General features: G+C 35.0%; 15 protein-coding genes. 6 read left to right on the top strand and 9 right to left on the bottom strand.

The features are described from left to right. Positions 1 to 42: 42 nt before the first annotated feature. Both BW983_RS01150 and BW983_RS01145 read right to left on the bottom strand, forming a co-directional pair. Positions 43 to 900, bottom strand: coding sequence for a hypothetical protein (locus BW983_RS01150; RefSeq protein ID WP_076549255.1), 858 nt, complete (start codon positions 898 to 900; stop codon positions 43 to 45). Then, positions 900 to 3,497, bottom strand: coding sequence for an N-acetylmuramoyl-L-alanine amidase (locus tag BW983_RS01145; protein ID WP_076549253.1), 2,598 nt, complete (start codon positions 3,495 to 3,497; stop codon positions 900 to 902). The genes BW983_RS01150 and BW983_RS01145 overlap by 1 nt, the downstream gene beginning before the upstream one ends. A 519-nt stretch (positions 3,498 to 4,016) precedes the next feature. On the opposite strand from BW983_RS01145, the gene BW983_RS01140 reads away from it, so the two are divergent. The 4 genes from BW983_RS01140 (at position 4,017) to BW983_RS01125 (ending at position 9,021) form a co-directional block, all read left to right on the top strand. Next, on the top strand, positions 4,017 to 5,150 hold the full coding sequence (locus BW983_RS01140) for a 1-acyl-sn-glycerol-3-phosphate acyltransferase (RefSeq protein WP_076549251.1): 1,134 nt from the start codon (positions 4,017 to 4,019) through the stop codon (positions 5,148 to 5,150). 674 nt (positions 5,151 to 5,824) lie between these two features. Next, positions 5,825 to 6,853, top strand: a complete 1,029-nt coding sequence (locus BW983_RS01135; protein ID WP_076549250.1) for a hypothetical protein — start codon at positions 5,825 to 5,827, stop codon at positions 6,851 to 6,853. Between the two features lie 3 nt (positions 6,854 to 6,856). Continuing rightward, on the top strand, positions 6,857 to 7,783 hold the full coding sequence (locus BW983_RS01130; RefSeq protein ID WP_076549248.1) for a hypothetical protein: 927 nt from the start codon (positions 6,857 to 6,859) through the stop codon (positions 7,781 to 7,783). Next, a complete protein-coding gene (locus BW983_RS01125) occupies positions 7,783 to 9,021 on the top strand; it encodes a hypothetical protein (protein ID WP_076549247.1) in 1,239 nt (412 codons plus the stop codon). The genes BW983_RS01130 and BW983_RS01125 overlap by 1 nt, the downstream gene beginning before the upstream one ends. A 74-nt stretch (positions 9,022 to 9,095) precedes the next feature. Here the strand turns inward: BW983_RS01125 and BW983_RS01120 are convergent, their stop codons facing one another. The 3 genes from BW983_RS01120 to BW983_RS01110 are packed head-to-tail and all read right to left on the bottom strand — an operon-like array spanning position 9,096 to position 17,948. Beyond that, positions 9,096 to 15,221, bottom strand: a complete 6,126-nt coding sequence (locus BW983_RS01120) for an alpha-2-macroglobulin family protein (protein WP_167369942.1) — start codon at positions 15,219 to 15,221, stop codon at positions 9,096 to 9,098. Positions 15,222 to 15,246: 25 nt separating this feature from the next. Then, positions 15,247 to 16,584 carry a hypothetical protein gene (locus BW983_RS01115; RefSeq protein ID WP_139329199.1) on the bottom strand — a complete coding sequence of 446 codons (1,338 nt, stop codon included), beginning with the start codon at positions 16,582 to 16,584 and terminating at the stop codon, positions 15,247 to 15,249. A gap of 53 nt (positions 16,585 to 16,637) precedes the next feature. Next, the gene (locus BW983_RS01110; protein ID WP_076549241.1) at positions 16,638 to 17,948 is read right to left on the bottom strand and encodes a hypothetical protein; all 1,311 of its coding nucleotides are present in this window, start codon (positions 17,946 to 17,948) and stop codon (positions 16,638 to 16,640) included. 183 nt (positions 17,949 to 18,131) lie between these two features. Between BW983_RS01110 and BW983_RS01105 the strand changes: the two genes are divergently transcribed. Continuing rightward, the gene (locus tag BW983_RS01105; protein WP_065392789.1) at positions 18,132 to 18,677 is read left to right on the top strand and encodes a hypothetical protein; all 546 of its coding nucleotides are present in this window, start codon (positions 18,132 to 18,134) and stop codon (positions 18,675 to 18,677) included. Positions 18,678 to 18,793: 116 nt separating this feature from the next. On the opposite strand, the gene BW983_RS01100 is transcribed toward BW983_RS01105, so the two are convergent. The 3 genes from BW983_RS01100 to BW983_RS01090 form a co-directional block, all read right to left on the bottom strand. Continuing rightward, positions 18,794 to 19,675, bottom strand: coding sequence for a GLPGLI family protein (locus tag BW983_RS01100; protein ID WP_076549240.1), 882 nt, complete (start codon positions 19,673 to 19,675; stop codon positions 18,794 to 18,796). 68 nt (positions 19,676 to 19,743) lie between these two features. After that, on the bottom strand, positions 19,744 to 21,234 hold the full coding sequence (locus tag BW983_RS01095) for a serine hydrolase (RefSeq protein WP_076549238.1): 1,491 nt from the start codon (positions 21,232 to 21,234) through the stop codon (positions 19,744 to 19,746). Positions 21,235 to 21,321: 87 nt separating this feature from the next. Next, positions 21,322 to 21,921, bottom strand: a complete 600-nt coding sequence (locus BW983_RS01090) for a helix-turn-helix domain-containing protein (RefSeq protein ID WP_076549236.1) — start codon at positions 21,919 to 21,921, stop codon at positions 21,322 to 21,324. 191 nt (positions 21,922 to 22,112) lie between these two features. On the opposite strand from BW983_RS01090, the gene BW983_RS01085 reads away from it, so the two are divergent. Beyond that, positions 22,113 to 22,748, top strand: a complete 636-nt coding sequence (locus BW983_RS01085) for a LysE family translocator (protein WP_076549235.1) — start codon at positions 22,113 to 22,115, stop codon at positions 22,746 to 22,748. Positions 22,749 to 22,824: 76 nt separating this feature from the next. On the opposite strand, the gene BW983_RS01080 is transcribed toward BW983_RS01085, so the two are convergent. Continuing rightward, positions 22,825 to 24,543: an amidohydrolase gene (locus BW983_RS01080; protein WP_076550761.1), complete on the bottom strand. Its 1,719-nt coding sequence runs from the start codon at positions 24,541 to 24,543 to the stop codon at positions 22,825 to 22,827. Positions 24,544 to 24,553 lie beyond the last annotated feature (10 nt).

Below are 24,553 nucleotides of genomic sequence, written 5' to 3'. Positions count from 1 at the left end.
AGTTGTTTTAGCGGTATTGATACTACAACAGTTTGAGCATTTTTATTTTGATAAAAATTCATTTAAATCAAGCTGTTTAAGAGGTGTCTTTTTAGAGACTTCTTTTTTTATCCATTCTTCTTCCCCTGTTCTTGCACTAGTTCCTAAGGTTGCAATAAATATTTTCTCGATATACAGATTATTATTTTTGAAAAAAACTGGAATGACAACTTTTCTGAATATATTTTGATATTGATCAATAAAACTCAAGATTAAATTGAAAGCTTGATTGTTTTTCGTTTTTGTTTCAATATCTATATAATCACAGATAAAGTTTTTATTAAAAAAAATTACATTATTAGATTTTGCTTCGACATTATAACCTTCCGCTTTTTTTTCTACAATAATTATATCCTGATAATCACTTTTATTAAAATCTACTTTATAGCTCTTAGTTTGCCCGAGCTCATTTGAATCATTATTTGAAAGAGAAGTTGTATCTTCTTCCATACTTTCTTTTGACTTTAAAAAATACTTTTTACATTCCGGCAAGTCACAACCTAAAAGTATGGTTGTTTTACCATTAAAAAGGGATATATATGATCCCCCATTAATTTGTAAGTCATATTTTTTCCCTTTGTATAAATAATTATTTACATCAATATTACAGGGTGTAATTAAGTATGAAAAATGCCATTCATCTTCGGTGATAGATGTAGCTAAACTCATAATTTTATCTACATCATCACTATTAAGAGACCATATTTTATCTTTTTGATTTAATTTTTCTCCGGTTGAATATTGCCCTTCACATTTTGCAAAGTATGTTGTTACTTGGGTCTTTTTATTCTCATCTTTATCTTGTCCTTTACAAGATAAGATAACTGAAAATAATAAAGATAAAATTATAATATTTCTCATTATTTTAAATAGTCTTTAATAGCATTATATACAATTTGTCCTTCCCCAACTTCTTTTGCTGCTAGATGCTCATGACAGTCAATTTTACTTTTATCTAAGCTATAAAAACTTAAAAGTGCCATAACAAGACATGCTACAGATTTAGCTTGTTCCTCAGTTAAGTTTTCCCATCCAGCAACTGGATTTTGTCCCTTTAATCCTAATGTAGGTTTGCCATTTTTATCTACTGCAAAACCGACTACTTCAATTCCTACAGATTTTGAATTCCATCCAGCACAATGCCAAGTTATTTTTGATAAATTAGCTGTTTGAGTAATTACTCCATCTTTTCCAACAACAAAATGTGTCCCATAATAGTCTATACCTCCTTTTTTATTTTTTCTCCCACCTTTAAAAGCATTGATACAAGCCTGGGTAGTTCCTCCCGCTGTTCTGTGTAAAATTATTTTTTGAACATTTGCTTTTGAGTCTTTAAAATTTCCGTGCTCAATAACAGGAACATGGTTCTTCATAACTCTTACATGTTCTATAAAACCGTTTTTCACATCAAATGTTATACTACAAATACAATCATCTAAGCCATTTGGACAAAGTTTATTCTCTTTTGGTTTTTCTTTTTTATTTAGATTACAACAATTTTGAGGATATTGAAAAACTGTTTTTAATGCATTTATCGCATTAACCCGCTGATTATAGCCATTGATTGAGGATGATTTGGTTGCATTAGGTTTATTAACCATTCTGGAAGTATCAAAAATACTATCTTTATCAGCAAATGGATTAATATTTCCTTTATCATTATATTTCCAATACCATCCGCTTGACATGGCTGCTATTTCAATATTTGTAGAAACCAATTTAGGATTTTTTACAACATCATATCCGGAATTATCTTTAAATTTTTGATAATTTCCCTGTAATGTTAAATGTATAAATCCTCTACCTCTATAGGGATCATAAGAATATTCTTGATTTCTCTTCCCTTCTACACTTTTCATAAAAGCTCCAGTTTCATGGTAACATTGTCCTAAGAAATGTATTTTTCTAATACAGGAAGTTATTTCATAATTTTCAAAAGTTTTGTTTAATACTTCAGCAAATTTTTCATAAGATTTATCATCAAATTGCTCATGTCCACCTGTAAATAAATTGTCTTTGTTCCATTTATAGAAATTTTCCCCAGCTTCATCAAAAGTAGCTTTTCTCATTGCAATTACCATTTCTTTTAATTCCTTGGCATTAATTGCTCTATCACAAAAGCATGTACAATTATCTGTCTCCTTTTCCTCTTTTTTCTTTTCCTGTTTCGGTTCCTTAATGATCGCTGGACTTCTCCCACTCTCTACTTTTGTAGGCTCAGCATCTACACTCACAGGCATCACCTCAGAAGTCACAGACGTATCATGGTGTATTACTTCAATAAAATAATCCTGCCTTGTGCTATCAGTGCCGCCGTCTTTGGCTTTATCAAACATTTGCTTTGTAAGTTGTACATTATTAATGTAATTGTTATCACCAATTAAAACGCAATTTTTCTCAAAAATCAAATCATGAGTCCATTTGACATTATCTTCTTCCCATATTTTTACCTTTACTTTTTTGTCTCTCATCTCCTTAGCAACAATCTTTATTCTTACATTAGTTCCTACTTTCGAAGAATGGAGCCTGTTACCATTATTATCTACAAATTCAGCACTCAGGATCTTCCCTTGGGCATCATCATTCTTTTTTCCTCCTGTCGTTACGGGAAACTTTGGAGAATCCGGATTTGGTTTTAGCTTTTCAGACTTAGGTTTGGGTTTTGTTGGTGAGGGAATATGTCCTTTAGGCCATTCTCTTTTTCTTGGAGGTTCTGGGTTATGAGTAGGGTTAACTACATTTACATTGGAACTTGCTTTTTGTATATGTTTACTCACTACATCAGCCGTTACATAATATTCGTGAGTTGGTCCCTCGCTTTTATTTCCTGATGCAGTGCGTGCATTGGCAATCAATACAGCCATCGTGTAAAAAGGTAATCTGAAAACACCTTCTGCCATTCCTTTCTCGTTCACTCTACTAAGTACAGGAACTGGATTAATTTTGTTCAACGCATTTATTATAGGATTATGTCCTTCTCCCTGGGCATCATCTTCCCAAAGGGTAAAAGCAATATTCATCCCGAACATTTCTACACAATAGGCTCTTGCAATTATGGTATCTTGATAGCTCAGCTTTTTACCTTTTGGAATAGGTTTATAATTGGCATCCAGAAGCTCTACTCTGGTTATTTTAGGTTCTTTTGCTCTTTGCGGATGTACAATAAGCTCTGCATAGTCTGCTCCCTGGCGTGCAATGATCTTTATTCCTTTATGAAATAAGCTTTTCTGTCCAAAGGTAAAAGGTACAGTTTGTCCTTCTTTATCGCTTCCGCCTTTTCTCCAACCTGTTTTGGTCTCTACCATAACTTCCCAGTGCGTTTTCGGAACCTGCAATGGATTCTTGATGGGCTTGAGAGTATCCAGCCAGTCGTTTACTGAAGAAACGGAGTACATTTCTTTTGTTCCTATCACAGGTTTATCACTTCCTATGATGATAAGGTTTTTATTTTCTGACATTACATTTGTGTTTGTTTCATCCAAATATAGAATTTATCTACAACGTTAGATTTGTTGAAAACTTAATTAAATACACTGATAATCAAAAATTTAAATAAAAAGAAAATTGATTTGATATTCAACCTGAAGAAAAATATTGTAAAGTAGACTTTAGATGAAATACAGGGCGTATTTTGACAAATATTGCCCAGCCTTAAAATTATCTAAAACCTGTTCCTATTGAGTTTTCAATATTGAAAGAATTGAGTTCAAACAATATAGTATCATTGTAAGCTAACTAAAGTGTTTTTAATAAAAAATTATGTAACTTTTTATTTCGTCAAAATAACATTCATCGGCTAGCAGGAGATAATCTTCGATTTGTGGTTAAAATATAGTCAAACAAATGGCAGAAACAATCCAAGTTCACCAGATGATTTTCCTAAGTTCTACGCCATTCATAATACTTTAACAACCTTTATACCCTATCCCCAGATAAATTTTCGTTCTTTTGCAAAAAGTTTTAATTTTTACCATAACATGTCGAAGTTTGATGAAATCCGGTATTTTCACGACCAGGAAGTAAATGAAAAGTTACAGAGCATAGCCCGTGATCCCATGATGAAGGCACTGATGACCTTTACTTTTCCCGGTGTGGATGAGCAGGTTTGGCTGGAACAGTTTAAAGATGTTCATTCTATAAGTGATTTTCAGCATCAGTTTGTAGCCTATGCCGTTCGTCAGATTCTTGCCAAGAGTTCTGAAGGATTAACGACTTCAGGGTTTGATAAACTTGATAAAAACACTTCTTACCTTTACATTTCCAATCACAGAGATATTGTACTGGATACTTCCCTGCTCAATCTGGTTCTGCTGGAAGGAGGCTATGTTATGACGGCTTCAGCTATTGGAGATAATCTTGTAAAAAGAAAATTTTTAAATGTATTAGCTAAGCTAAACCGTAATTTTTTAGTTCAGAGAGGACTTTCCCTTCGTGATCAGCTTACAAGTTCACAGGTGATGTCCGAATACATTAAGGAACAATTGCTTCAAGAAAACCGCTCCGTATGGATTGCCCAGCGTGAAGGCCGTGCTAAAGACGGAAATGATGCCACTCAACAAGGGGTTTTAAAAATGCTTGCTATGGCAGCCGGAGACCAATTTCTGATAGATTATTTTAAAACATTAAAAATTGTTCCTATCTCCATCTCCTATGAATATGATCCTACAGATTCCTTAAAAATGCCTCAATTGCTGGCACAACACAGGGAAGAGGAATATGTTAAAGGTAAAAACGAAGATTTTACGACAATACTCAGCGGAATTTTAGGACAAAAGAAAAGAATTCATATACATGCCGGTGATGTTATTGATACTGAACTGGATGATATCGCCGCTACGATTGAGAATAAAAACAAGCTGCTGCAGGCTATTGTACAGTTGATTGATGATTCTATCATTCAAAATTACAAGCTTTGGCCTACAAAATATATAGCTTACGATCTGATCAACAATACAGACACCTATTCTTCACACTACACTGAACAGGAAAAGCAGTTGTTTATCCGAAGACAGGAAATGCGTATTGATCCGTCTGATCCTGTTTCCAAAGAATATTTCATGGCTATGTATGCTAATCCTTTGGTGAATAAATTAAAGGCGGAAGAAAAGTAGTTTTTTAAACCACAGATTTTCTCAGATCTACACAGATTTTAATACAAAAATTTCGAAATACTTGAAGATATTTTTTTAGCCACTAATGCACTAATGAATAAAAAATTCGTGAATTAGTGGCTAACTTTTATACAGCAGCTTAGAAAGAATCAATGAAATTGGATTCAACCCTTTGCTTCCTAAAATACGCCAGCAAGATTATAGAAATCTTTGCGTGAAAAAATTTAGCAATTAAGAACAGTGAAGATTTTAAGGAAAGTTATGATTCATCAGCTAGACTTATTCGCTTAAAAACATTAATGGTCCATTTTTTTTAAAAAACCACAGATTTGTTCAGATCTGCACAGATTTTAATATAAAATTTCGAAATACTTGAAGATATTTTTTTAGCCACGAATGCATGAATGAATAAAAAATTCGTGAATTAGTGGCTTTTAATATTCATTTGTTTAGAAAAATCTATTCCATACAATTCTCGCTTTAATACATAGAAAACTCATCTGCAGGATCTGAAAAATCTGCGTGAGAATAAATTCATAAACACCATTCAGACTAGATCAGAAGCACTTCTATTTACGGGTTCCCGTAATTTTCTTCTGCTCGTTGTTTGTAGTTTCGAACATTATAAAACAGCATGTTTTTATAAGCTTATTCAACAAAACAACGAATACATTATGAATAAAAAAACGACTCCTGCAGATCTCTTTTTGGGAATTCTTGCTTTATTACTGATCAGTGTAAGTTTTTATCAGACCTGGCTGGGTCTGCAACAGATTTTTGGTCCGGCATCATTTGTCATTGCTTTAGTTCTATCATTGCTTCTCCTGTTCCTTTGCTGGATGTTGAGAAATGCAAAATTGGAAGGAAAACCAACAGGCAGTCTTGTCTGGATCTACATTTTCATTGCTTCTTTTTGCTTCATTGCTAATTTCAATGCCTTGTATACAAGGTTTATGAAAACGGATATTTATACCGACGAACTTCGGGATATTAATAAAAATTTCACGACACTAGAGAATGATGTGGAATCAAAATTAAGTTATAAATACAATAAAGCGACTACTCAAAATATTGAGATAAAGAAGAAACAGATGATGGAGCAGATCAAGGATCCCGGAAATAAAGGAATCGGAAGCAGGGCTCAGCTATTGATCAAGGATATAGAGAGATTAACGGGTCAAAAGGTTGATTTTCTGACTCCTGTAGGTGAAGATTATGAAGATCTTGCGGAAAGAATGGGAAAACAGATTGATAATATAGTTTCGGATTTATCTCCTGAGGAAAGAGCGCTGAAATCGGATATCAATACTGCGGCTTTCAAATGGAATAAAACAATTCAGGATCTTCTTCTTTTATCAAAAAAGGAAAAAGACGGATTGTCCCAAGGGCTGATTGATGAATCACTTTCGGATTACAATAAACTGGGAAGCCGTGCCCAGACGGTTCTTGGAAATGATAAGATACATTTTGAGCCTATTGTTTCAAAAACACAGCAGGTGGGTAAAATCGGGTTTGCTTTTGAGCATGCGATTAAAAATTTCGGAATGTATCAATTTGTAGTGCTGGCTGGTTGTATTCTGCTTGATTTTGTAATCGTTATTATCATTTTACTGGTAACGGATTCAGGAAATTATAATGGAAACAACAACAGAAGTGTATTTAATAATAAAAGAAGCGGTAAAACCATCATCCCTAATAACTAAACTATGGAAACTCAAGATCATTTAAAACCTCTGAATTTTGAAACGGAGGAAACTTTAAAACCTCTTTCGTTTGATTTTCAAAATGATACTAAGGAAGATTTTGTTCCGATTGCAAAAACGATTTCCAACGATATCAAGAACAAGGAAAGTAATTTTGTATTCTTCTTTGGAACTGCCGAATCAGGAAAGTCTGTGATTCTATCGTCAATGCTTTATTATTTGAGGTCATATGCCGGAGTCTTAAGACCTAAGCTTGGAACCCCAAACTCTAAGGAAGCTAATGTTCTTCTTTCTGATTTCTTTGAAAACATAAGGCAGGGCGTTCTTCCGAACAGAACGACAAGGGATCAGGTAACCCGTCTGGATCTTGTTTTTGAACCGAATAACAAATCAAAAAGAGTGGTTCCTATTGATCTTACTTTTCTGGAAACTTCCGGGGAAAATCATAATGATATCAGACGAGGAGGAAACTATCACAGCAGCATAGAGACTTTCCTTAATGCGAATATTCCTCTTACATTCATTATTGTGACGAGCTATGAGTCTGCTTATAAGGACGATTCTTTAATCAATGAATTTCTGGATGAGCTGGAAAGAAAAGGGAAAAACTTAAAGTCTGTGAATGCTATTTTGGTGATTTCCAAATGGGATAAATCCGGAAGGATGGATGTGGAAAGTGCTGAAGCGCTGGACAGTTTTATCTCTGATCATTTACCAATGACTTCACAGCGTATTGATACGTATGGGCTAAGTAAAACCTATTACACAGTGGGAAGTGTTCAGAATGCAACCGGAAGTGAAAGAATCAGTCTGTTGAATCTTTCTACGGCTGAGGTACTTTCAAAATGGCTGTACAGAAGCATTGTAGGCTACGATCTTGATTATGAAGGAACATTTTGGGAACGTTTAAAATTTAGCTTTACAAATTAATGAGCAGTACTTATTTTTTCTCGGCATTTGGTACGTTCGGAAACCCGAATGGCTTCAGACAATCTTTTTTTCTGGGCGGAAATAAAGCGATAGCGAAAGAGATCAGAACGTTTGATTTAAAAACTGATGCTATTAAACTGTTTCCGCAAACCAGCATTTATTCAATACGGAAGGATTATGCCGGCGGATGTAACCTCATCTCCTACTCTGTTTATACATTTGCTAAGGAACAGAATTCGGACAGAGGCGGAACGTTTATTGGTTCAAGTCTTCTTTTTGTTGATAAAATAACGTCAGAAAGTCTTATCATCAATACCCTGAACGATTTTCACAGTAATCTTGAGAAAAGTAATGTGCAGGACGGAATTATTACCATCAATCATTCTGATCAGTTTTCCATTCATAAGCCTATGGATTTTGATAAGATCGGTTTTAATATCCGGGAGATGGAAGATCTTAATTTTACTCAAACCAGCAATAATTATCTCGTGGTTTATTGTGAAACGAATGCAGCACAGTTGCAGATTTTTTTTAATCAGGCTTTTGAGCTTCTGAACATGTATGATACAATCTATTTTACACAAAGCCACGAAATTGGTGAGTTTGTAAGGCAGAAAGGAATTTTTAAAATCGTTGACGCCAATGGTTTTAAGAAGGAAATTGAGAATCTTCATGAGGAAAGACTTCGGGCAATTCAAAATTCTATTGCTGATCTTGAAAGGGAAAAAGAAAGTTTAAAGGATGAAAAAATACAACTTCTGGAACTCCTTAACAGCCAGGTTTCACAAAATGAAAAAAGACATCAGGACAATGAAACCAGGATAAAGGAATCTAAAAACGGAATTGAGATCATTAGTAAAGAATATGACCAGTATTCAAAGAAAATAGATGAAGTAATAAGTTTCCTTACAACTGAAGGAAAGGTAGAGTCTGCGAAAAAACGACATCAGGAGAATAAACGGTCATTTGCCAATACCATCAACCAAAATAAGGGTATAGAAACACTTCCTTCTTTATCATCCGTTGCAAGAACTCAGGAAAATCCCCGAAACAATTTACCTTATGGAAAAGACATTGCAGAGTTTTACAGCTCAGGCAGAAATCAACCTCAAAAAGAGTTCAGATTGGATGGTTTTAAGGTGGCTACGTTAATTTTATCATTGTTATTAATTGCAACATTAGTGGTCTGCTTTATGTGGATGCCGAAAGAGTATGTAAAGGTATTTTCTCTATCTTAATTTTACTATTATAAAAATGAAAACCACCTCAACTGAAGTTGAGGTGGTTTTTTAAATTGATGTGTATAAAAGATTTACTTTACTATTTTCACTCTCATCCCTTCTGAATGAGCGCCCATTGCCGGAGCATACATGTTCTGGAAGGAAGTGATTCCGTTTGAAAATTCGCCTGCATTATTGGCTTTTACTTCGTATTCGAAAACATAGGTTCCTTTCGGTAAGTCATTAAAAAAGAAATGAGTGGCAGCATCTTTGGTGCTTTCATAGTATCCCGCTCCGTTCTGCCATTTGTAGGTAGAAAGAACATTCACCGGCTCAAAACCACTTGCCCGCATGTCTTTGAGATGAATATACTGCATATGTTTATCGGTATGGATCACGATTCTGACAACAACTAAGTCTCCTAATTTAATTGGAGTTTCTGAAGTCACTTCTTTAAGCTTACCTTCTTTTCCGTCAAACATTTTCAGGAAGAGTTTCTTTTCAATGGAAACATTGGAAGAGTTGTTTGCCATCACTTTGTCCATATTTTCATAATACAGTCGGTACATTCCGCCCCATGCTACTCCGGGGCTGTTTTTTTGAATCTCTAATTTCCCTTTCTCCGGAGTGATGTCTTTCCAATAGTAAGATTTCTTAAAAAATCCTGCTTCTGAGGTTTTTGATCCGTCATGGGCAGGGAAAATAGTTTCGTTTCCTAGTTTCATGGTAATTCCTTTTTCTGCATCCAGCCATGATTTCCCGTAGTTCAGCAGTGCGTAGACCGCTTCAGTAGTAGATTTAGTAGTTCCCCAACCTTCTGTCTGTTTATTTTTTAAAAGCCAGACTTTCATTTCTTCTACACTGGCTGTGTCTTCCGGTGTAATCTCTGAAAAGGCTTCGATAAGCATTGCCTGAGTTTCAATAGGTGCCTGATACCAATACCAACCGGAATAATTATTCTCCCAGTACATTCCGTTTTCTTCGGATTTTCTTGAAGTTTTCTTCAGGTCTGCAATACATTTTTTAGCTAAATCATGATAGCCGTAGCGTTGTAGTAGTGTTGCAATCATTACCTGATGATAGAGACTGTATTCTTTAAAATCTTTTGTATAGGTATTGGCTAAAGTAGGAAGTATCTTTTTCAGCTCTGCCGGAATTTCTTTTTTCGTCCAGAAGCTTCTATAGTAAAAATAGGCAGAATAGTCATTGAGATCTAGTTCCTTGTTTTCTTTTTGATTTTTAGCCAATTGCTCTTTGTATTCCTTATCCAGATAATCAACGGTATTTCTAATAACACGGTTGATTTCGTTGGTGAAATACTCACCGGATTGTCCTTTCAGCATTTTGTCAAGCTTTCCAAAGCCTGCAAGAACGTGTCCGGAAATGGTTTTATCTTTACCGCCACCCGGAAACCATGAAAAGCTTCCATCAGGATTTTGACGGTCTACCAGATCGCGTTGGGCTTTTTTAAGATCGCGTTGCATTTTGTTCAGATCAAAGAACAGAGAAAGCTGTTGCATCTGCTCGTTCTGATCTTTAATGGTACTTAGCCAAGGAGTTTCTCCTATAAGAATGGCTTTAAGGTTTTCATTTGCTTCCAGAGGATTGGATGTCGTTTCTTTGGCATTCCATTCGTCAAATATCTTCTTGATCTTCGGGGATGAATTCATAATGTATGTTGAAAGCATATTTCCGTACAATCTGCTGAAAAGCTGCTCAGAACATTCGTGGGGGAATGATCTTAAATACGGAATAGACATCACAGCAAACCATAGCGGATTGGAAGTAAGCTCTACGCTAAGGTTAAAATTTGCAGCTGAAGATGAGGTATTATTTGCCAGTCCTTCCATCGTATAGGTTTTATGCTGTCCTTCTTTGATGGAAATCGGAATGGTTTGTGTCACCAGCATTCTGTCAGAAAGTATTGGCAGTACATTTTCTTCTCCGTCTGAAAAGTCTTTGGTTTTGGCAAGAATTTTATAACCCACATGGTCTATTGCATAAGGAACTTTAATTTCCCAGCTTGCCTGTGTTGATCCTTTGGCTGCCACACTGATTTTTTTGAGAGAATTGGTATTCAAAAATGCGGAATCTAATGGCTGGGATGTTTTGGGATCAAAAAGGTACAGCATCATGTCTCCTTTGAGTTCTTTGCCTGACAGGTTATCAATTTTTGCTGAAAGTTCGATATGATCTCCCTGTCTCAGGAACCTTGGTGGATTGGGAGTTACCATAAGTTCTTTCTGAGTCTTTGTTAAGAATTCTGCGGAGCCTGTTTTCAGGTCTTTGGTGTGTGCGAAGAGGATCAGTTTCCATTCTGTGAGGGCTTCAGGGGTATTGAATTCCAGTGTAACGTTTCCTTCTGCATCGGTATAAAGATTAGGGAAGAAAAATGCTGTTTCATCCAGATTGGTTCTTGCTTTTACTTTTTTGAGCAACTCTTCTCTCACTGCTCTTTTAGAGGTCACAATATATGCTCCGCCTGAGGCTTCACTTCCATATAAAGCTATTGCTTCAGCACTGTTCAGTTTTTTAATCTCAGCAATTTCCTCTTCGGGAATATTGTTTTTCATTGGTTTCCCATCAATCACATATAGAATTGGAATATTTTCAGATTTTTTTCTTTGATATCCCAAAACTACAACTTCTTGAGCTACTGCATTAGCTGCTACTGATTTTGTAATGTATGCCCTCCTTACAATTTTAGCCACCGTATATTGAAAATAAGGTGATTCCGGGGTAGGAAACTTATCTGACTGAATAGGATATCTGTTGTATATCTTATCATTATTAATTGAGTTAAAAGAAGTCAGTCCATCAAAGAAATCATCCGCTTCTATACGGTAGGGATCATAATCATCATAGCTATCATATGAATAAGGGGTGTAACGGGTAAAGCGGTAATCATTTTTGGCAAATACATCCAAAGAAGCATCATACATGGAAGCCAATACTTCTGCATTGATCTTTTCTTTATCTTTTCCTTTAATGGTAAGAATCCATTTCTCCGGAACTCCCGGCTGAATTCTATCGCGGAAAACCTGAGTGGTAATTTCCAGGTCACGATTGATATTTTCTTTGATCTTAAATTCTGTATTTCCTTTTGTATAATCATTGTCATGCACAAAATCATAATCCAGAAAGAGTTGTTTTTTCAGATCGGTATCGGTTACTGTAAATGTAATATTTACTGACCCTTTATTCATAGCAATCTGCTGATAGTCTTCTTTCTTTCCGTTTCGGATGAAACGATAATTGACAAAACCTTCTTTGAAATCTGAATAGAAAGTAACTTTTGCTTTTTCTCCTACCTTATACAATTCTTTATCTGTACGGATCCCGAAAAATGAAGGTTTCCCGTTTCTGAATGTTATATTATCAAAAACTTCAATTATTTTAAAGGCTTTAATGGTATCATGATCTACAATAGATTCTGCTTCCACAAGATATTTTCCTGGTTCTGGATTTTTCTTGAGTAGAATGGTTCCGGTTTCTTCAGTATTGAATGATTTTGAAAAGAACAGTTCTCCCTTCTGAGTCTTAGAGTTATCATTTTGCAGATAGCTTAGATGTGGGAAGTAAACATCAAAAAGTTCTTTGTCATAAGATGAATATGATAAAGCCTTTTCTTCAGTATTTCCGGCATAATAGGCTCTGTTTTCTTCTTTTTCGGTAAACTTAGGTAAAATGATCTTTTTTTCTTCCGGAATTCTGGTGATGGTAAGGTTTCCTTTGCCGTTTATTTTCTGATCATTGAGGTTGCTCATCGAGATTTTCAGAAATTCCCATTCATTCTGAAGCACAAGATTAGGCATATCAACATTGATCTTCGCTTTTACCTCTCCGATATTGATTTTAATCTGTCCGCTCTGTGATTCTCCATTGACATCGGTTACATAAAATGAAACGAAATACTGATAATTTCTTGTATCATCATTGGTTTTTTCATCTGCTTGTGCATGAAAGGTAATATTGAAATTCCCGTTGCTGTCTGTAGTAGTTTCTCCATGAGTAATATCAGTTTCTCTTTCGTTAAAATGTGGGTAATAATACCTTTGATAATAATTTCGCCAAAGGCGGATTCTCTTTCTCTTAACTTCATATTTCACAGTTGCTCCAGGAATATCAGCGCCTGAAAAAGCTTCTGCCTTCCCGCTTACTTTTACCTCTTCCTCCAACTTGTAAGCTTCTTTCACCGGATTGACCACCACCCGGAATTTTGGTCTTTTATATTCTTCTACTTTAATATATTTACTTCCAAGGACTATGTTATTCTCCTCTTTATCTTTCTGTTCTCCAAAATCAGCTTCCATACTTATATAATAATTTCCTGTAAGCCCTTGTGACGGAATGATAAAGGCTCCGGTAATACTTCCGAATTCATTGGTAACAGCCTCAGCTTTTGAAATATCCTGGTAATTGGAATCTTTTAAAGTCACCACTACCTTTTGTTTTGGGAGAATTCCTGTTTTCTCAAAGTATTCCTGCTTCAAAATGCCTTTGTAGAACATTTTCTGCCCGGGACGGTAAATAGCACGGTCTGTAAAGATGATAAAGTCTCTGTTGACCGGTTCTTCAATTGGCTCTTCCTCTTTTTTTACATTTCTTACTTCATTGTAATTATAATCAATAACAAAATACTTTTTCAGTTGAGGAAAATAAATAATGCTATTGTCATATTCCCTGTTTTTTGATTTTGGCAAAGAGAAAATTCCTTGTTTATCAGTAGTTCCGTTTCCAGTTCTGATCAGTTGATTGTCTTTTTTCCTGTTCTTATAATCATGTTCATAATCATAGACGTTCTGATACATTATATATTCTGAATTGTCAATAGCTTTTCCGGTTTTAGTATTGATCGCCTGAAAGGTTACTTTTGTATCGTCTTCAAATCTTTTGACATAAAACAAGTCTGAAACCGCAAACATCGTGGAACGTTCTGAGTCTTCAGAAACAGAATTCATTTCATACAAACCCTCTTCCAATGGCGGAAGAGCAAGAATCGTCTTATGAAACCTGTAGTCATCAAACTTCTTTAAAGGGAAAATTTCAGTACGAAAGCTATGTTCGTCCAACTCATTATGAATAAAGGAAAACAGTTTTTCTTCCTCATGAAACCCTCTCCATAACGGTTCTTTATCAAAATCTATAATTCCTGATTTTTTTACCAGTTCTATTTTTACCTTGTCTGTATTTTTATAAGTCGTTTCTAGGGGGATATATTCACCGGGAAGGTTTCTGGTTGGGAGTTTGATGCTCATTGAAGAACCTTCGAGTTCATTGATCAATTTTTTACAATGATTACTCCAATCTGAGGACGGGAATTTATCAATTGCTTTCTGGCAGGTCTTGAAGGCATTGAGAAAGCTATTTTCTTCATTTTCATATTGTAAAAGACTCGCTGCCTGATACAACAGATAGGCTGAAAAAGGTTCTTCAGGGAAATTAGCAGCCAAGTTCTGAAGTTCTTTTGCCTGTTTTTTGGAATCGCCTTCTATTTCAGTACTTTTCAGATAAAGCAATGCTGTTTTATCCTTGTCATTGGCATGAAACAGATTTAAATTCTCTTTAATCGAAGCTATTTTTTTCTTTGCAGATTGGTCATAATCAAATGGTAACTCATTTAAAAATTTAAGATAATTCGTTGCAATGAGATCGTATAATGTAGGTTTATACTTTGCAAATTCCAGTCGGTCAATAATCTCACTCCATAGTTCTGTTTTTTCAGCCTGTAAAACAGATTTATCGGTAAGCGCGCTGGTATAAAGTCTGTCTGCTTCTCTATAAAAATCATTGACTCCCCATTGTTTGTAATCTTCCGGAAGCTGATCAAGGGGTGTAATATCATTCTTATTTGAGGTTCTTCCATAAAAGGTAAGAGAAGAAATATAAATATTGGCAAGATAATATTGAAAAACAGCTTTCCGCAACCCTTTGGATTCGTTTATTTTTTTTCGGAAAATCATAATCTGATCATGCTGTGATTCTATATATTCTTCTTCATCTAAATCATCTTTCTCCAAATCACCTTCATCTACCATCGTCAGAATTTCTTTCTGAATGGAATCTCTTAAAGACATTCTGGAATCTGAAGGTTGATTCTTCTGTAGTGAAACTTTAAGCTGCGACTTATTGCTCCGCTTATGCACAGGAATTTGCGAAAACAAATAAGTAAACGACAGCAATGATATAATACAATATATTTTGAATGAAAATTTCATGAAAATCAGTTTTAAAATGGAAAAATTATTCCTGAACATAGTTTGGAATTTCAATAAGGTCGCCTGTAGTTTTCGGAATAAAATACCCGCCATTTTCGCGGAGTATCATATATTTTCCGGGAATAAGGCTTACATAAATGAGTACAGATTCCTTGTCATTGGTCTGTATTTTTCCCGATGAAGAATTCTGTATTGTTTTACCCATAAATTCAGGAGATGAAAAGTATATATATTCTGTGAAGGGTTTATTTTTGAAATACGGATTGATCCATTTTCTTTTACCAAATTTTTGAAAAATCTTTTCTATGGATAAGGGTTCAATTTCAGAGACGGAAACAATAGAGGTTTCTGTATTTTTATATTCCTGCATGGGTTTCCAAGCTTTTTCATTTTGGAAATCCCTTTCTAATCTCATCGTTTGTAAACCATTTTCTGTAAAAAACCGATACTCAATTTCTCTATATACGTCCTTTGTAGGATGTTTTTCAATAAAATTGACAGTTCCACGATGAAGAATAATGTGACTTACATTTTCCATGGTAACGTTTGAGAACGGGAAGCTTTTGTACTCTCTATAAAGCGGTTCATCTACCACTCCACTTTTTTGAGTTCGGTAATAGAAACTTTTACCGTTTTTCAAGTTTTTACTGGAAATATAATAGGATGTGCTATCCAGCTTCTGAACAAGATTACCATCTTTATCAAAGTTCATTTCCAATATACATTTACCGTTGCGATAGGAGTATTCAACGGCTGTTTTCAGATTATGTTTCCAGTAATAGATCTGCTTGTATTCTGAGTTTTTTTCTTCTTTCTCGGGAAGCTGAACCATATCGTCAGACTGAGTTTTTTTATTATATGAACGATATCCATTTCTGGAAAACAACGTCCCTACAACTCCTGATTGAATATAGCCGTCTTTATATATGGCTTCTCCTAAAATACTTCCATCCGGTTTATATTCAATGGTCTTACCTACTTTTAAACTGTCTCCATACTGAATGGTTTTCCAGACTTTGCCATCATCAAAGTAATACGTCAGTTTTTTTTGTGCTGTCTTATTGATATAAGAAGTTCCTGATGCATCCGTCTGATCCTGATAAAACCAAAAGACATCTCCAACTTTGTTTTTTTCATCTCCAGTCACAAAATATCCCTGCATCTGAGGTGAATCTCCTTTTACATAATGATCCTGAATCAGTTCCATGTTCCCTAATTTAAGAAGAGGGAGGCGACGGTAATATTTTGCGTTGCTTTTTTGCGTTTCCTTCCAGTCTGAATCAAAATAAACGGTTTTATTTTGTGCAAAAAAATGGGTTGGAATATATAATATACTAAGAAGTAAATATCGTTTTTTCATCATTAATTTTTCGTTTTCTGGTGTTGATTTCCCTCGATTGAATACCTGCAAGACAATCAGAGTTTTTTCTGTACATATACTGAAACAACTTTCCCGTTCCCGTCATAAGTGGTGACTTTTCCTTCGCAGTTTTTGTTCAGGGTTGAAACAGATTTATATTGTATTTTTCCATCGGAAATTGTACTGAATATATCTTTACCGCCAATATTTTCAGTGGTATTTTCAGAAATTATTTTACCTCCTTTTTCTTCTAAAACCAGTTTTGAGTACATTCTTTTAGTATCAGAATTATATTGGTATAAGCTCTTGCTTTCTGTCTCATCATCTACCATTGATTTCTCATTTAAAACCCGTCCCAGTTGATCATAGGTATAATATATTTTTCTTTTAAGCTTGCTTTTTTTATCAAAATCGGCTTTCTCTATGACCTGTCCTTTGGTATTCAGATGGAATTCTTCTCTGGAACCGAAATTGATATCATGAACAATAAACTGATCTGGGAGATATTTAAAATTCAGTTTCATCTCTCTTTTACCGTTTTGATTGTAATATGCTATTGAATCCAAAAGCCCTGTATTTCCAAGGTAATACTTCTGTGTACTTTCAATTCCATCCCGCAGATATTCATAGCTTAATACTCTTCCGTTTCGATAGGTCACTTTAGAGGTATAGCTTATTTCTTTTTCCTTTGCATCTTTGTAAAATACCGTTTGATAACGTCCATTACACATTCCGCTGTCTTCAAAAAAAGGAAGAGGATAATAAATGGTATTGCTTTGATTAATGATCCTGTCAGCATATTTCTGATCAGGAATAAAAGGAATTGCCCAAATGGAATCCAGAATACTTTTTGTTTCTTTTTTTATTATTTGGGATTCTTTTTGAGATTGCCCAACCTTTTTCAGCTCTTCAGGCATATATTTTTGAACCAGACGTTCATATTTCTTGGTATTGTATTCGATAATCGGTTCGTTTTTTCCGTCGAAAAGAATCATCGCTGTACGTTTTGGAAGCTTTTGAACATCTACAAACCAAGTTATATCTCCATTTGAAAACGTAAAGGTCTTGGCATTGGTTCGTCCTACCATTACGCGTTCGGTAGCTCCTCCAAACTGTGTATAGATCTTATCAGCTGTATTCTTATGATCATTGATTTGATTTTCTGAAGCAGTCCTATTTTCATTTTCTACGAAGAAAACGGCTTTTGTAGGTTTGGAGATTCCGAAATTGGCTTTATCTTCTGAAGTCGCTATTCTGATCATCTTTGGTGAGCAGGAATATACAAACAGAAAAAGCAGTACAGAAAAGAGCGTTTTAAGTTCTTTTGTACACTTAAACATGAAATAATTGGATTTGGTGTTCATCATTATTAATCTTCTTTAAAAATACAAAAAATAGGATGAATAGAATCCGAATAGTAATTTCCGGCTAAAAAACGTGTTTGAAAAGGTCATGAATCGGATAATTTCATTCTTCCTCCTTTCTGTTCCCATCTTCCCTAATCCTCAAAACTCAGCATAAAATATTATCTTCGTAAAAAATTTGACAATATGAAAAAAATGATATTTCTGGCTTCTGCCGTGCTTGTACTGAATTCCTGTGTGGTAAGAACTGCTACAAAAGTAGTTTCCGGAGCGGTAAGTGTAGGCTATAAAGCGGTAAAAGGAACCGTAAACGGAATAAGCTGGGCGGTGAGCAAAGCGAAAGGTAAAATATCTGAAGACCGTCTGGACGGGACCTGGAAGGTTGTAGGTGTTTATAAAGGTTCTTTTGAAGATTTTTCGAAGGATCAGAATCCGGAAAGTACATTTACTTCTGACTGTACAGAAAGCTTTGATCAGATCATTTTTAAAGCTAAAAAATCCAAATTTAAGCCTGTACATTGCAGTTCTGAAAAGGAAGACTGGGTAAAATACTCTTTGGAATTCGGGAAAAACCCTATCACGAAGGAAAAAGAAAACTATATTGAATACAATTCCAATAATTATATTTCCGTTATTGATGTCAATAATAAAACAATGGTTTTGGAAGGAAACCTGATGCCTAAACTGGCATTTTCTGGTGCAAAATTATACCTTTTGGAAAAGGTGAAATAAAAATTACAAAGCCTGTCCTTCATTGTGAAGACAGGCTTTTATTTATTATAATTTTTTCTAAAATGCGAAAAACAACACTTAATTTTTTTTTTCAAACAGATAAAACTCAAACTATACTACTGAAGCAGATCTAATTCAATGTTATTATTATCCTCTTTTATTGTTTTTTTCATCTGCATTTCTCTTTCCCTGATATAAGCACTTTTGTCTACCATTGTTCCATTCATGTTTACCTTATCCAGATCATGAAGTGTAATTTTCAATGACTTAGCAGGATCTTTTCTGGATTCTAAAAAGAGCTGTTTGTATTGGTCTAAATCAATATCCATTTTATCTCCAAAGTCAAAGACAAAATTTCCTGTAGGAGATATTTTTTCAATTTCCTGATCTGAAAGTTTTTTGATTCCCACCAAAGTAAAAGAATGGCTTCCTGTAGAATCTTCTATTTTCAGGATCATCCCCGGAAGACCCCTGAATTTATAAGGACCATCTTGCACAGGAATATCTGCACAAAACCAAGCCGTCCATTTTCTGCCACCAAAATCAGCTGTTGCTTTCTGAACGTTATATCCTTTAACTGTATTCTTTTCGAGATGAACAGACCATTGCATAAGCCGGTTATCTGACACATTATATTTAGTTCTTCCCATTCTGGTAACGAAAAGCTGTTTACTTTCAGAATAATCTTTAATGACAGTATATTTAACCGTATTACTTTTAGAAGCTGCCAATTGTGGTATATTTTCAATTTTTCCTGTTGCCTTCATCTGCTTGTCAAGAATCGCTTGAGCAACAGAGTCATTCTTAAAGGTTTCCCTGCTATAATACTTAGAAAATTTAGGCATAATATCAAGGTACATCAGTTCTGATTTTTTACTTTCAAGATTAGCAGAATCCGGAATGTATTGATATTCGTATACGAATCTCTGATTTTGAGAAAAGGCATTTACAAACAGAAACAATAAAATAATCACAAGTAATTTCCCTGGATACAACATAACTAAAACTATAATAAGAGTAATATCAAATATAAGATTTCACTTAAAAACAGGAAAATTAAATATCATTATTTACTGTTTTCTATATTCACAATTTTCTTTCCTTCTTCCCCCAAATAATGCAGAACCAGTTTTTCATAGACTTTGTATCCGTCATCTACATTGGTAAAAATGAGAAGCCCTTTCCCTGATTTTGGTAAGATAAAAGCAATACATCTTGTTCCTTGGTCTGCACCGCCATGAGATAATGCATAGTCTTCGTTTCCGAGATCATAGATTTCAAAGCCTAATCCGAAGTATTTATTTTCTTTGGTTTTTATCTGTTTTCTGATCATTTCCCGGAATACATCTGACATCAAACCTTTTCCTTTCATCACATTCACCATAAAGTTTCCATAATCTTCTATTGTTGTGTGCAAATCATCGGCAGCATTGGGTGTTTTATTTTTTTCTGTGGGATATGATATTCCTTTTTCATTGTATCCGATGGCAAATCTTTTTTCATCAATATGCTGCCCCCAAATATACCCTGTATCGTACATTTTATAAGGTTGAAAAATCAGTTCCTGAGCAAGTTGCTCCAATGATTTCTTGAATTTGGCTTCCAATGCTTTTCGCAGATATTCAAAACCTTCTCCCGAATATTGATATTTTGTGCCGGGTTCAAATTGAAAGTTCAATTTTTTGTCTGTATTCATCCATCTCCAATTGGGGAAGCCTGTTTGATGGCTAAGAATAATTCGTGTGGTTAATTTTTTATGTTTTGGATCATTTGAAATGTCTGGATCTATCCAATATTTATCTAAAGGTTCATCCAATTTCCATTTCCCTAAGCTTATCAGACGCAATGCAACCATTGCAGTCACAGGTTTGGTAAGAGAAGCAACGTTGAAATAAGTATTGTAAGGGGCTGGAATATTTTCTTTACTATTTCCAAAGACTTTTACCTGTTTCAACTCTCCTGATTCTATAATTCCCAGTCCAAGGGTTGGAATTTTATTTTCCTTCAACCAGCTTTCTATTTGCTGATCATTATTAAAAACAGTTTTTTGATCTATTGATTCTTTTGCGTGATGATCAAAACTTAAAGATCTCGTTAATTTCCATTCTCCGTTTTCAAGCAACCAAAGATTGGTAAACTTAGCTTCTCCGACTAATTTTTCAGTTGATGATCCTTCTTTTTCATAAAAGAAATGACTACCGTTTTGTATAGCCGCATAAAGTTTCCCGTTCTGATATAATGGAAATATTTGTGTACTTTCATTATCCAGTACTCTTCTTGAACGATAATCTGAAGGTGATTTACATAATCCGTTTTTAAAATCTGTGATGAACTTCTTTTTATCTGAAAAACCGCCTTTGTCATGATAAAATTCGAGACGATCGCTTAGCATAGCTTCTGTCTGTTTGACATTACAGGTATTAAATCCCACTGAAAAAAGCAGACTATCTTTTGACATAATGGTGTTATAAAGCGGATCTGTTTTTGGCAATTGTGCATATAAGCTACCCAAAAATAGGATGAAGAAAAGAAGTATAAAACGAATAGTCTTTGTCATTATTAATTTTTTGACAAAGGTTAGGTTTTCAATTGTTTTAAGCCTAAAAATGAACCCGACAATAACCCGACAAAGTACTGACAGGTTTTATATCACACTGAATTTCAGACTAAAATATAATTTTTTCTTTTTATCAATCTCTGCTGCATTTCGAAGAATGATACATACATTGGAAAGAACAATAAGGATCATCAGAATAAGAGTAAACTGTCTTCCCAACTTTAAAAAGATACCCAGCATGAAAATAATAGGCGCCATTACCGTCCATATCATCTGTACTGAAATAATTTGTCTGGCAAGACTGTTTTTTTGCTTTAAAATAAACATCAGCAGAAGAGGAACGAAAATATTTAAAGGTGGGACAATTGTGAAAAATAATGAGGAAAGATTAATCATTTTGATCTGAGAATAATTGATACCATCTGTTGGTAATGTTTCTGCATCTTTCTCTTCTGATATTATTGCTGGTTCATCTATTGTTGTGCTTTCCACTTCGGAAATCTTCTCTGGATCCTGTAATAAGGTTTCTTCTATTTCCAGGGCAGCAGCCAATGCTCTCAGCGTATGTCCTTTCGGCTCTGTCCCTGCTTCAATCCTTTGAATTGTTCTCACAGAAATTTTTGATTTTTCTGCCAATTCTTCCTGAGTTAGATTTTTCTGTTCTCGTGCAATTTTCAGCTTGGACATTTTGGGTTTCTTAAAAAGTGTTTTTTACTATTTTCTGTTGGCTAATTTACAGTTTTTTCAAGATTTAAAACAAAAGGTTAAATAGGGATTGAAATGTTATTTTTAATGCAAAGTTCTAAAATTATATTCTAAGGATTATTTAAAAACTATTGTTCATTTTCTCAATTAATAAGATATTTGCATAAAAATTAATGATCCCTCTTCACGAACTTTCATTTTTTATTTTGGCTGCTCTTATCTTAGTGATCAGCCCCGGTCCTAATATGATTTACCTGATCTCAAAATCAATAACACAAGGTAAAAAATCAGGTTTCATTTCATTGACAGGTGTGGTGTGTGGGTTTTTGTTTCACATTATCATGGTGTCTTTTGGTTTAACGGCTGTATTATTGGCGGTTCCTTTTGCTTATACCATTCTTAAAACATTGGGAACAATTTATCTTTTATACCTTGCCTATCAAGCTATTAAACCCAATAGCAAGAACATTTTTGATGTTGATAAAAATACATCGTATGACAGTCCTAAAAAGCTTTTTACCGTTGGATTCCTCACAAATGTCCTTAATCCTAAAGTAGCAGTTTTCTATCTTTCATTTTTCCCGCAATTCATCAAACCGGAATACGGATCTGTGCTCACTCAGAGTCTGGAACTCGGTGTTGTTCAGGTTTTGGTAAGTTTTAGTGTTAATTTTTTAATTGTACTGACTGCTTCAAGAGTTGCTTTATTTTTCAGCAATAATCCTGCATGGATAAAAGTTCAAAAGTGGTTTATGGCAAGTGTTCTTACATATCTTGCCATCAGAATGGCTTTTTCAAAGGCAAAATAATGAATTCTCAATACTGAATATAAAAACAGCATCTTACAATAAGCAGGATGCTTTTTTTTATTAAAATCGTAAAAACTTAATTTTTCTTATAGACCTGAACTCCATCTTTATAGGTTTCCATTACCCGGATATCTTTGACACCCAATGGATCTATCTTCACAGGATTTTTATCTAAAATAACAAGATCTGCTCTCTTATTCTGTTCCAAACTTCCTTTTTCATGTTCTTCTCCCCATTGCCACGCCGCATTGATGGTAATTGCTTTGAGAGCTTCATAAGGGCTGACACGCTGCTCCGGACCTAATAAGTATCCTGAACGTGTTTTCCTGTTTACGGCAGCGTACACAGCAGCAATTAAATCAGGAGGAGTAACTGGAGAATCATGATGGATGGTAAAGCGAATTCCCTGATCCAAACCTTCTTTCAATGGGCTTATTCTCTTGGCTCTTTCTTCTCCCAATACATTTTCGCGATGCCAATCTCCCCAAAGATAAACGTGAGTAGGAAACCAGCTTGGCATGATTCCTATTTTCTTATAACGGGGAACCTGATCTTCACGACATACCTGACTATGAATCAACACACAACGCATACTATCTGTAAGTAATTTTTCATTTTTAAGAACCTCCATAAGGCTAAGCCCCTCATCAATAGCCGCATCACCGTTGCAATGGATATGTGCCTGCATTCCTGCTTTAAAAATAGCTTTTAATCCTTTATAAGCATTTTCTCTCGAGTAAATAGGATGTCCTTTGAAGCCTTGTTCTTCTCCATCCGGAGCGACCAGATACTGTTCTTTGAGCCATGCTGATTTTCCCTGCGGAGATCCGTCAAAGGTCATTTTTACACCTCCTATCTTTACACGTCCTGTGTATTTCTGATAATAATCTTTCCAATGTTCAAGCTTATCAGCGTTGGTATCATAATCCGGCAGAATGATATAATCTCCACGCAGTAGTTTTTTGTCATTCGCTTCAAAGATATGATTGATATTAGCTGGTGTGGCACGTCCTTCACAAATGGTCGTCTGTCCGTTGGCAAACCACTCGTTTTCGGCATCCAGTAAAGATTTAAACTTATCTTTTTCGGCAGGCTTCGGTAATTGACTTGTGAGATACTGTAAAGCTTCAATGTTCGCATTTTCCTGCATTTTTCCTGTAAGTTCTTTGGTATTAGGATCTTTTCCTATAACTCCTCCTGAAATTTCTGTATCATAAGTAACCCCCATATTTTTTAGGAATAGTGAATTCCCTACTCCCATGTGTCCTGAAGCATGTTCTATATAAATTGGATTTACAGAAGATACCGAATCAAGTTGCTTTGCTGTAGGGTGTTTATGTTCTTCCATAATAGCATCATCATACCCATTGCCGACAATCATTACACCGGGTTTAATATTATTTTGGATGATAAAGTCTTTAAGAACTTTCTGTAAATCCGGAATAGACATCACTTCCCCGTAAGGTTCAGGCTGCAAATTGATCATTTGAGATGCTGTAGCATATTGAGAAACATGTCCGTGGGCATCTATAAATCCTGGCATCAGTGTACGTCCGTTCAGATCTACCATCTTAGTACTGCTACCTTTCATTTCCAAAGCTTGGGATTTCGGTCCTGCAAAAGTGATTTTTCCGTCGGTTACTACAAGTGCTTCCACATAAGAAGCCTTATCACCTTTCATTGTGAGGATATCTCCGTTGATAAAGATCTGGTCTGCTCCTTTTTGAGAGGTACATCCCATGGAAATAGCAGAAACAGCTGCCGAAAACACGAAAAATCGCCAGAGTTTTTTCATTGAATGAGGG

It is taken from the genome of Chryseobacterium ureilyticum, from assembly GCF_900156735.1.
Lineage (GTDB): Bacteria > Bacteroidota > Bacteroidia > Flavobacteriales > Weeksellaceae > Chryseobacterium > Chryseobacterium ureilyticum.
The sequence above is the reverse complement of the archived record's forward strand: the minus strand, read 5'-3'. Positions and strand labels throughout refer to the sequence as shown.

What these genes read in the sequence shown, in the direction of transcription:
- BW983_RS01095 (WP_076549238.1), bottom strand. Translation starts at nt 21,234, where the DNA reads ATGACAAAGACTATTCGTTTTATACTTCTTTTCTTCATCCTATTTTTG.
- BW983_RS01140 (WP_076549251.1), top strand. Translation starts at nt 4,017, where the DNA reads ATGTCGAAGTTTGATGAAATCCGGTATTTTCACGACCAGGAAGTAAAT.
- BW983_RS01105 (WP_065392789.1), top strand. Translation starts at nt 18,132, where the DNA reads ATGAAAAAAATGATATTTCTGGCTTCTGCCGTGCTTGTACTGAATTCC.
- BW983_RS01145 (WP_076549253.1), bottom strand. Translation starts at nt 3,497, where the DNA reads ATGTCAGAAAATAAAAACCTTATCATCATAGGAAGTGATAAACCTGTG.
- BW983_RS01125 (WP_076549247.1), top strand. Translation starts at nt 7,783, where the DNA reads ATGAGCAGTACTTATTTTTTCTCGGCATTTGGTACGTTCGGAAACCCG.
- BW983_RS01090 (WP_076549236.1), bottom strand. Translation starts at nt 21,921, where the DNA reads ATGTCCAAGCTGAAAATTGCACGAGAACAGAAAAATCTAACTCAGGAA.
- BW983_RS01085 (WP_076549235.1), top strand. Translation starts at nt 22,113, where the DNA reads ATGATCCCTCTTCACGAACTTTCATTTTTTATTTTGGCTGCTCTTATC.
- BW983_RS01150 (WP_076549255.1), bottom strand. Translation starts at nt 900, where the DNA reads ATGAGAAATATTATAATTTTATCTTTATTATTTTCAGTTATCTTATCT.
- BW983_RS01120 (WP_167369942.1), bottom strand. Translation starts at nt 15,221, where the DNA reads ATGAAATTTTCATTCAAAATATATTGTATTATATCATTGCTGTCGTTT.
- BW983_RS01135 (WP_076549250.1), top strand. Translation starts at nt 5,825, where the DNA reads ATGAATAAAAAAACGACTCCTGCAGATCTCTTTTTGGGAATTCTTGCT.
- BW983_RS01080 (WP_076550761.1), bottom strand. Translation starts at nt 24,543, where the DNA reads ATGAAAAAACTCTGGCGATTTTTCGTGTTTTCGGCAGCTGTTTCTGCT.
- BW983_RS01130 (WP_076549248.1), top strand. Translation starts at nt 6,857, where the DNA reads ATGGAAACTCAAGATCATTTAAAACCTCTGAATTTTGAAACGGAGGAA.
- BW983_RS01100 (WP_076549240.1), bottom strand. Translation starts at nt 19,675, where the DNA reads ATGTTGTATCCAGGGAAATTACTTGTGATTATTTTATTGTTTCTGTTT.
- BW983_RS01110 (WP_076549241.1), bottom strand. Translation starts at nt 17,948, where the DNA reads ATGATGAACACCAAATCCAATTATTTCATGTTTAAGTGTACAAAAGAA.
- BW983_RS01115 (WP_139329199.1), bottom strand. Translation starts at nt 16,584, where the DNA reads ATGATGAAAAAACGATATTTACTTCTTAGTATATTATATATTCCAACC.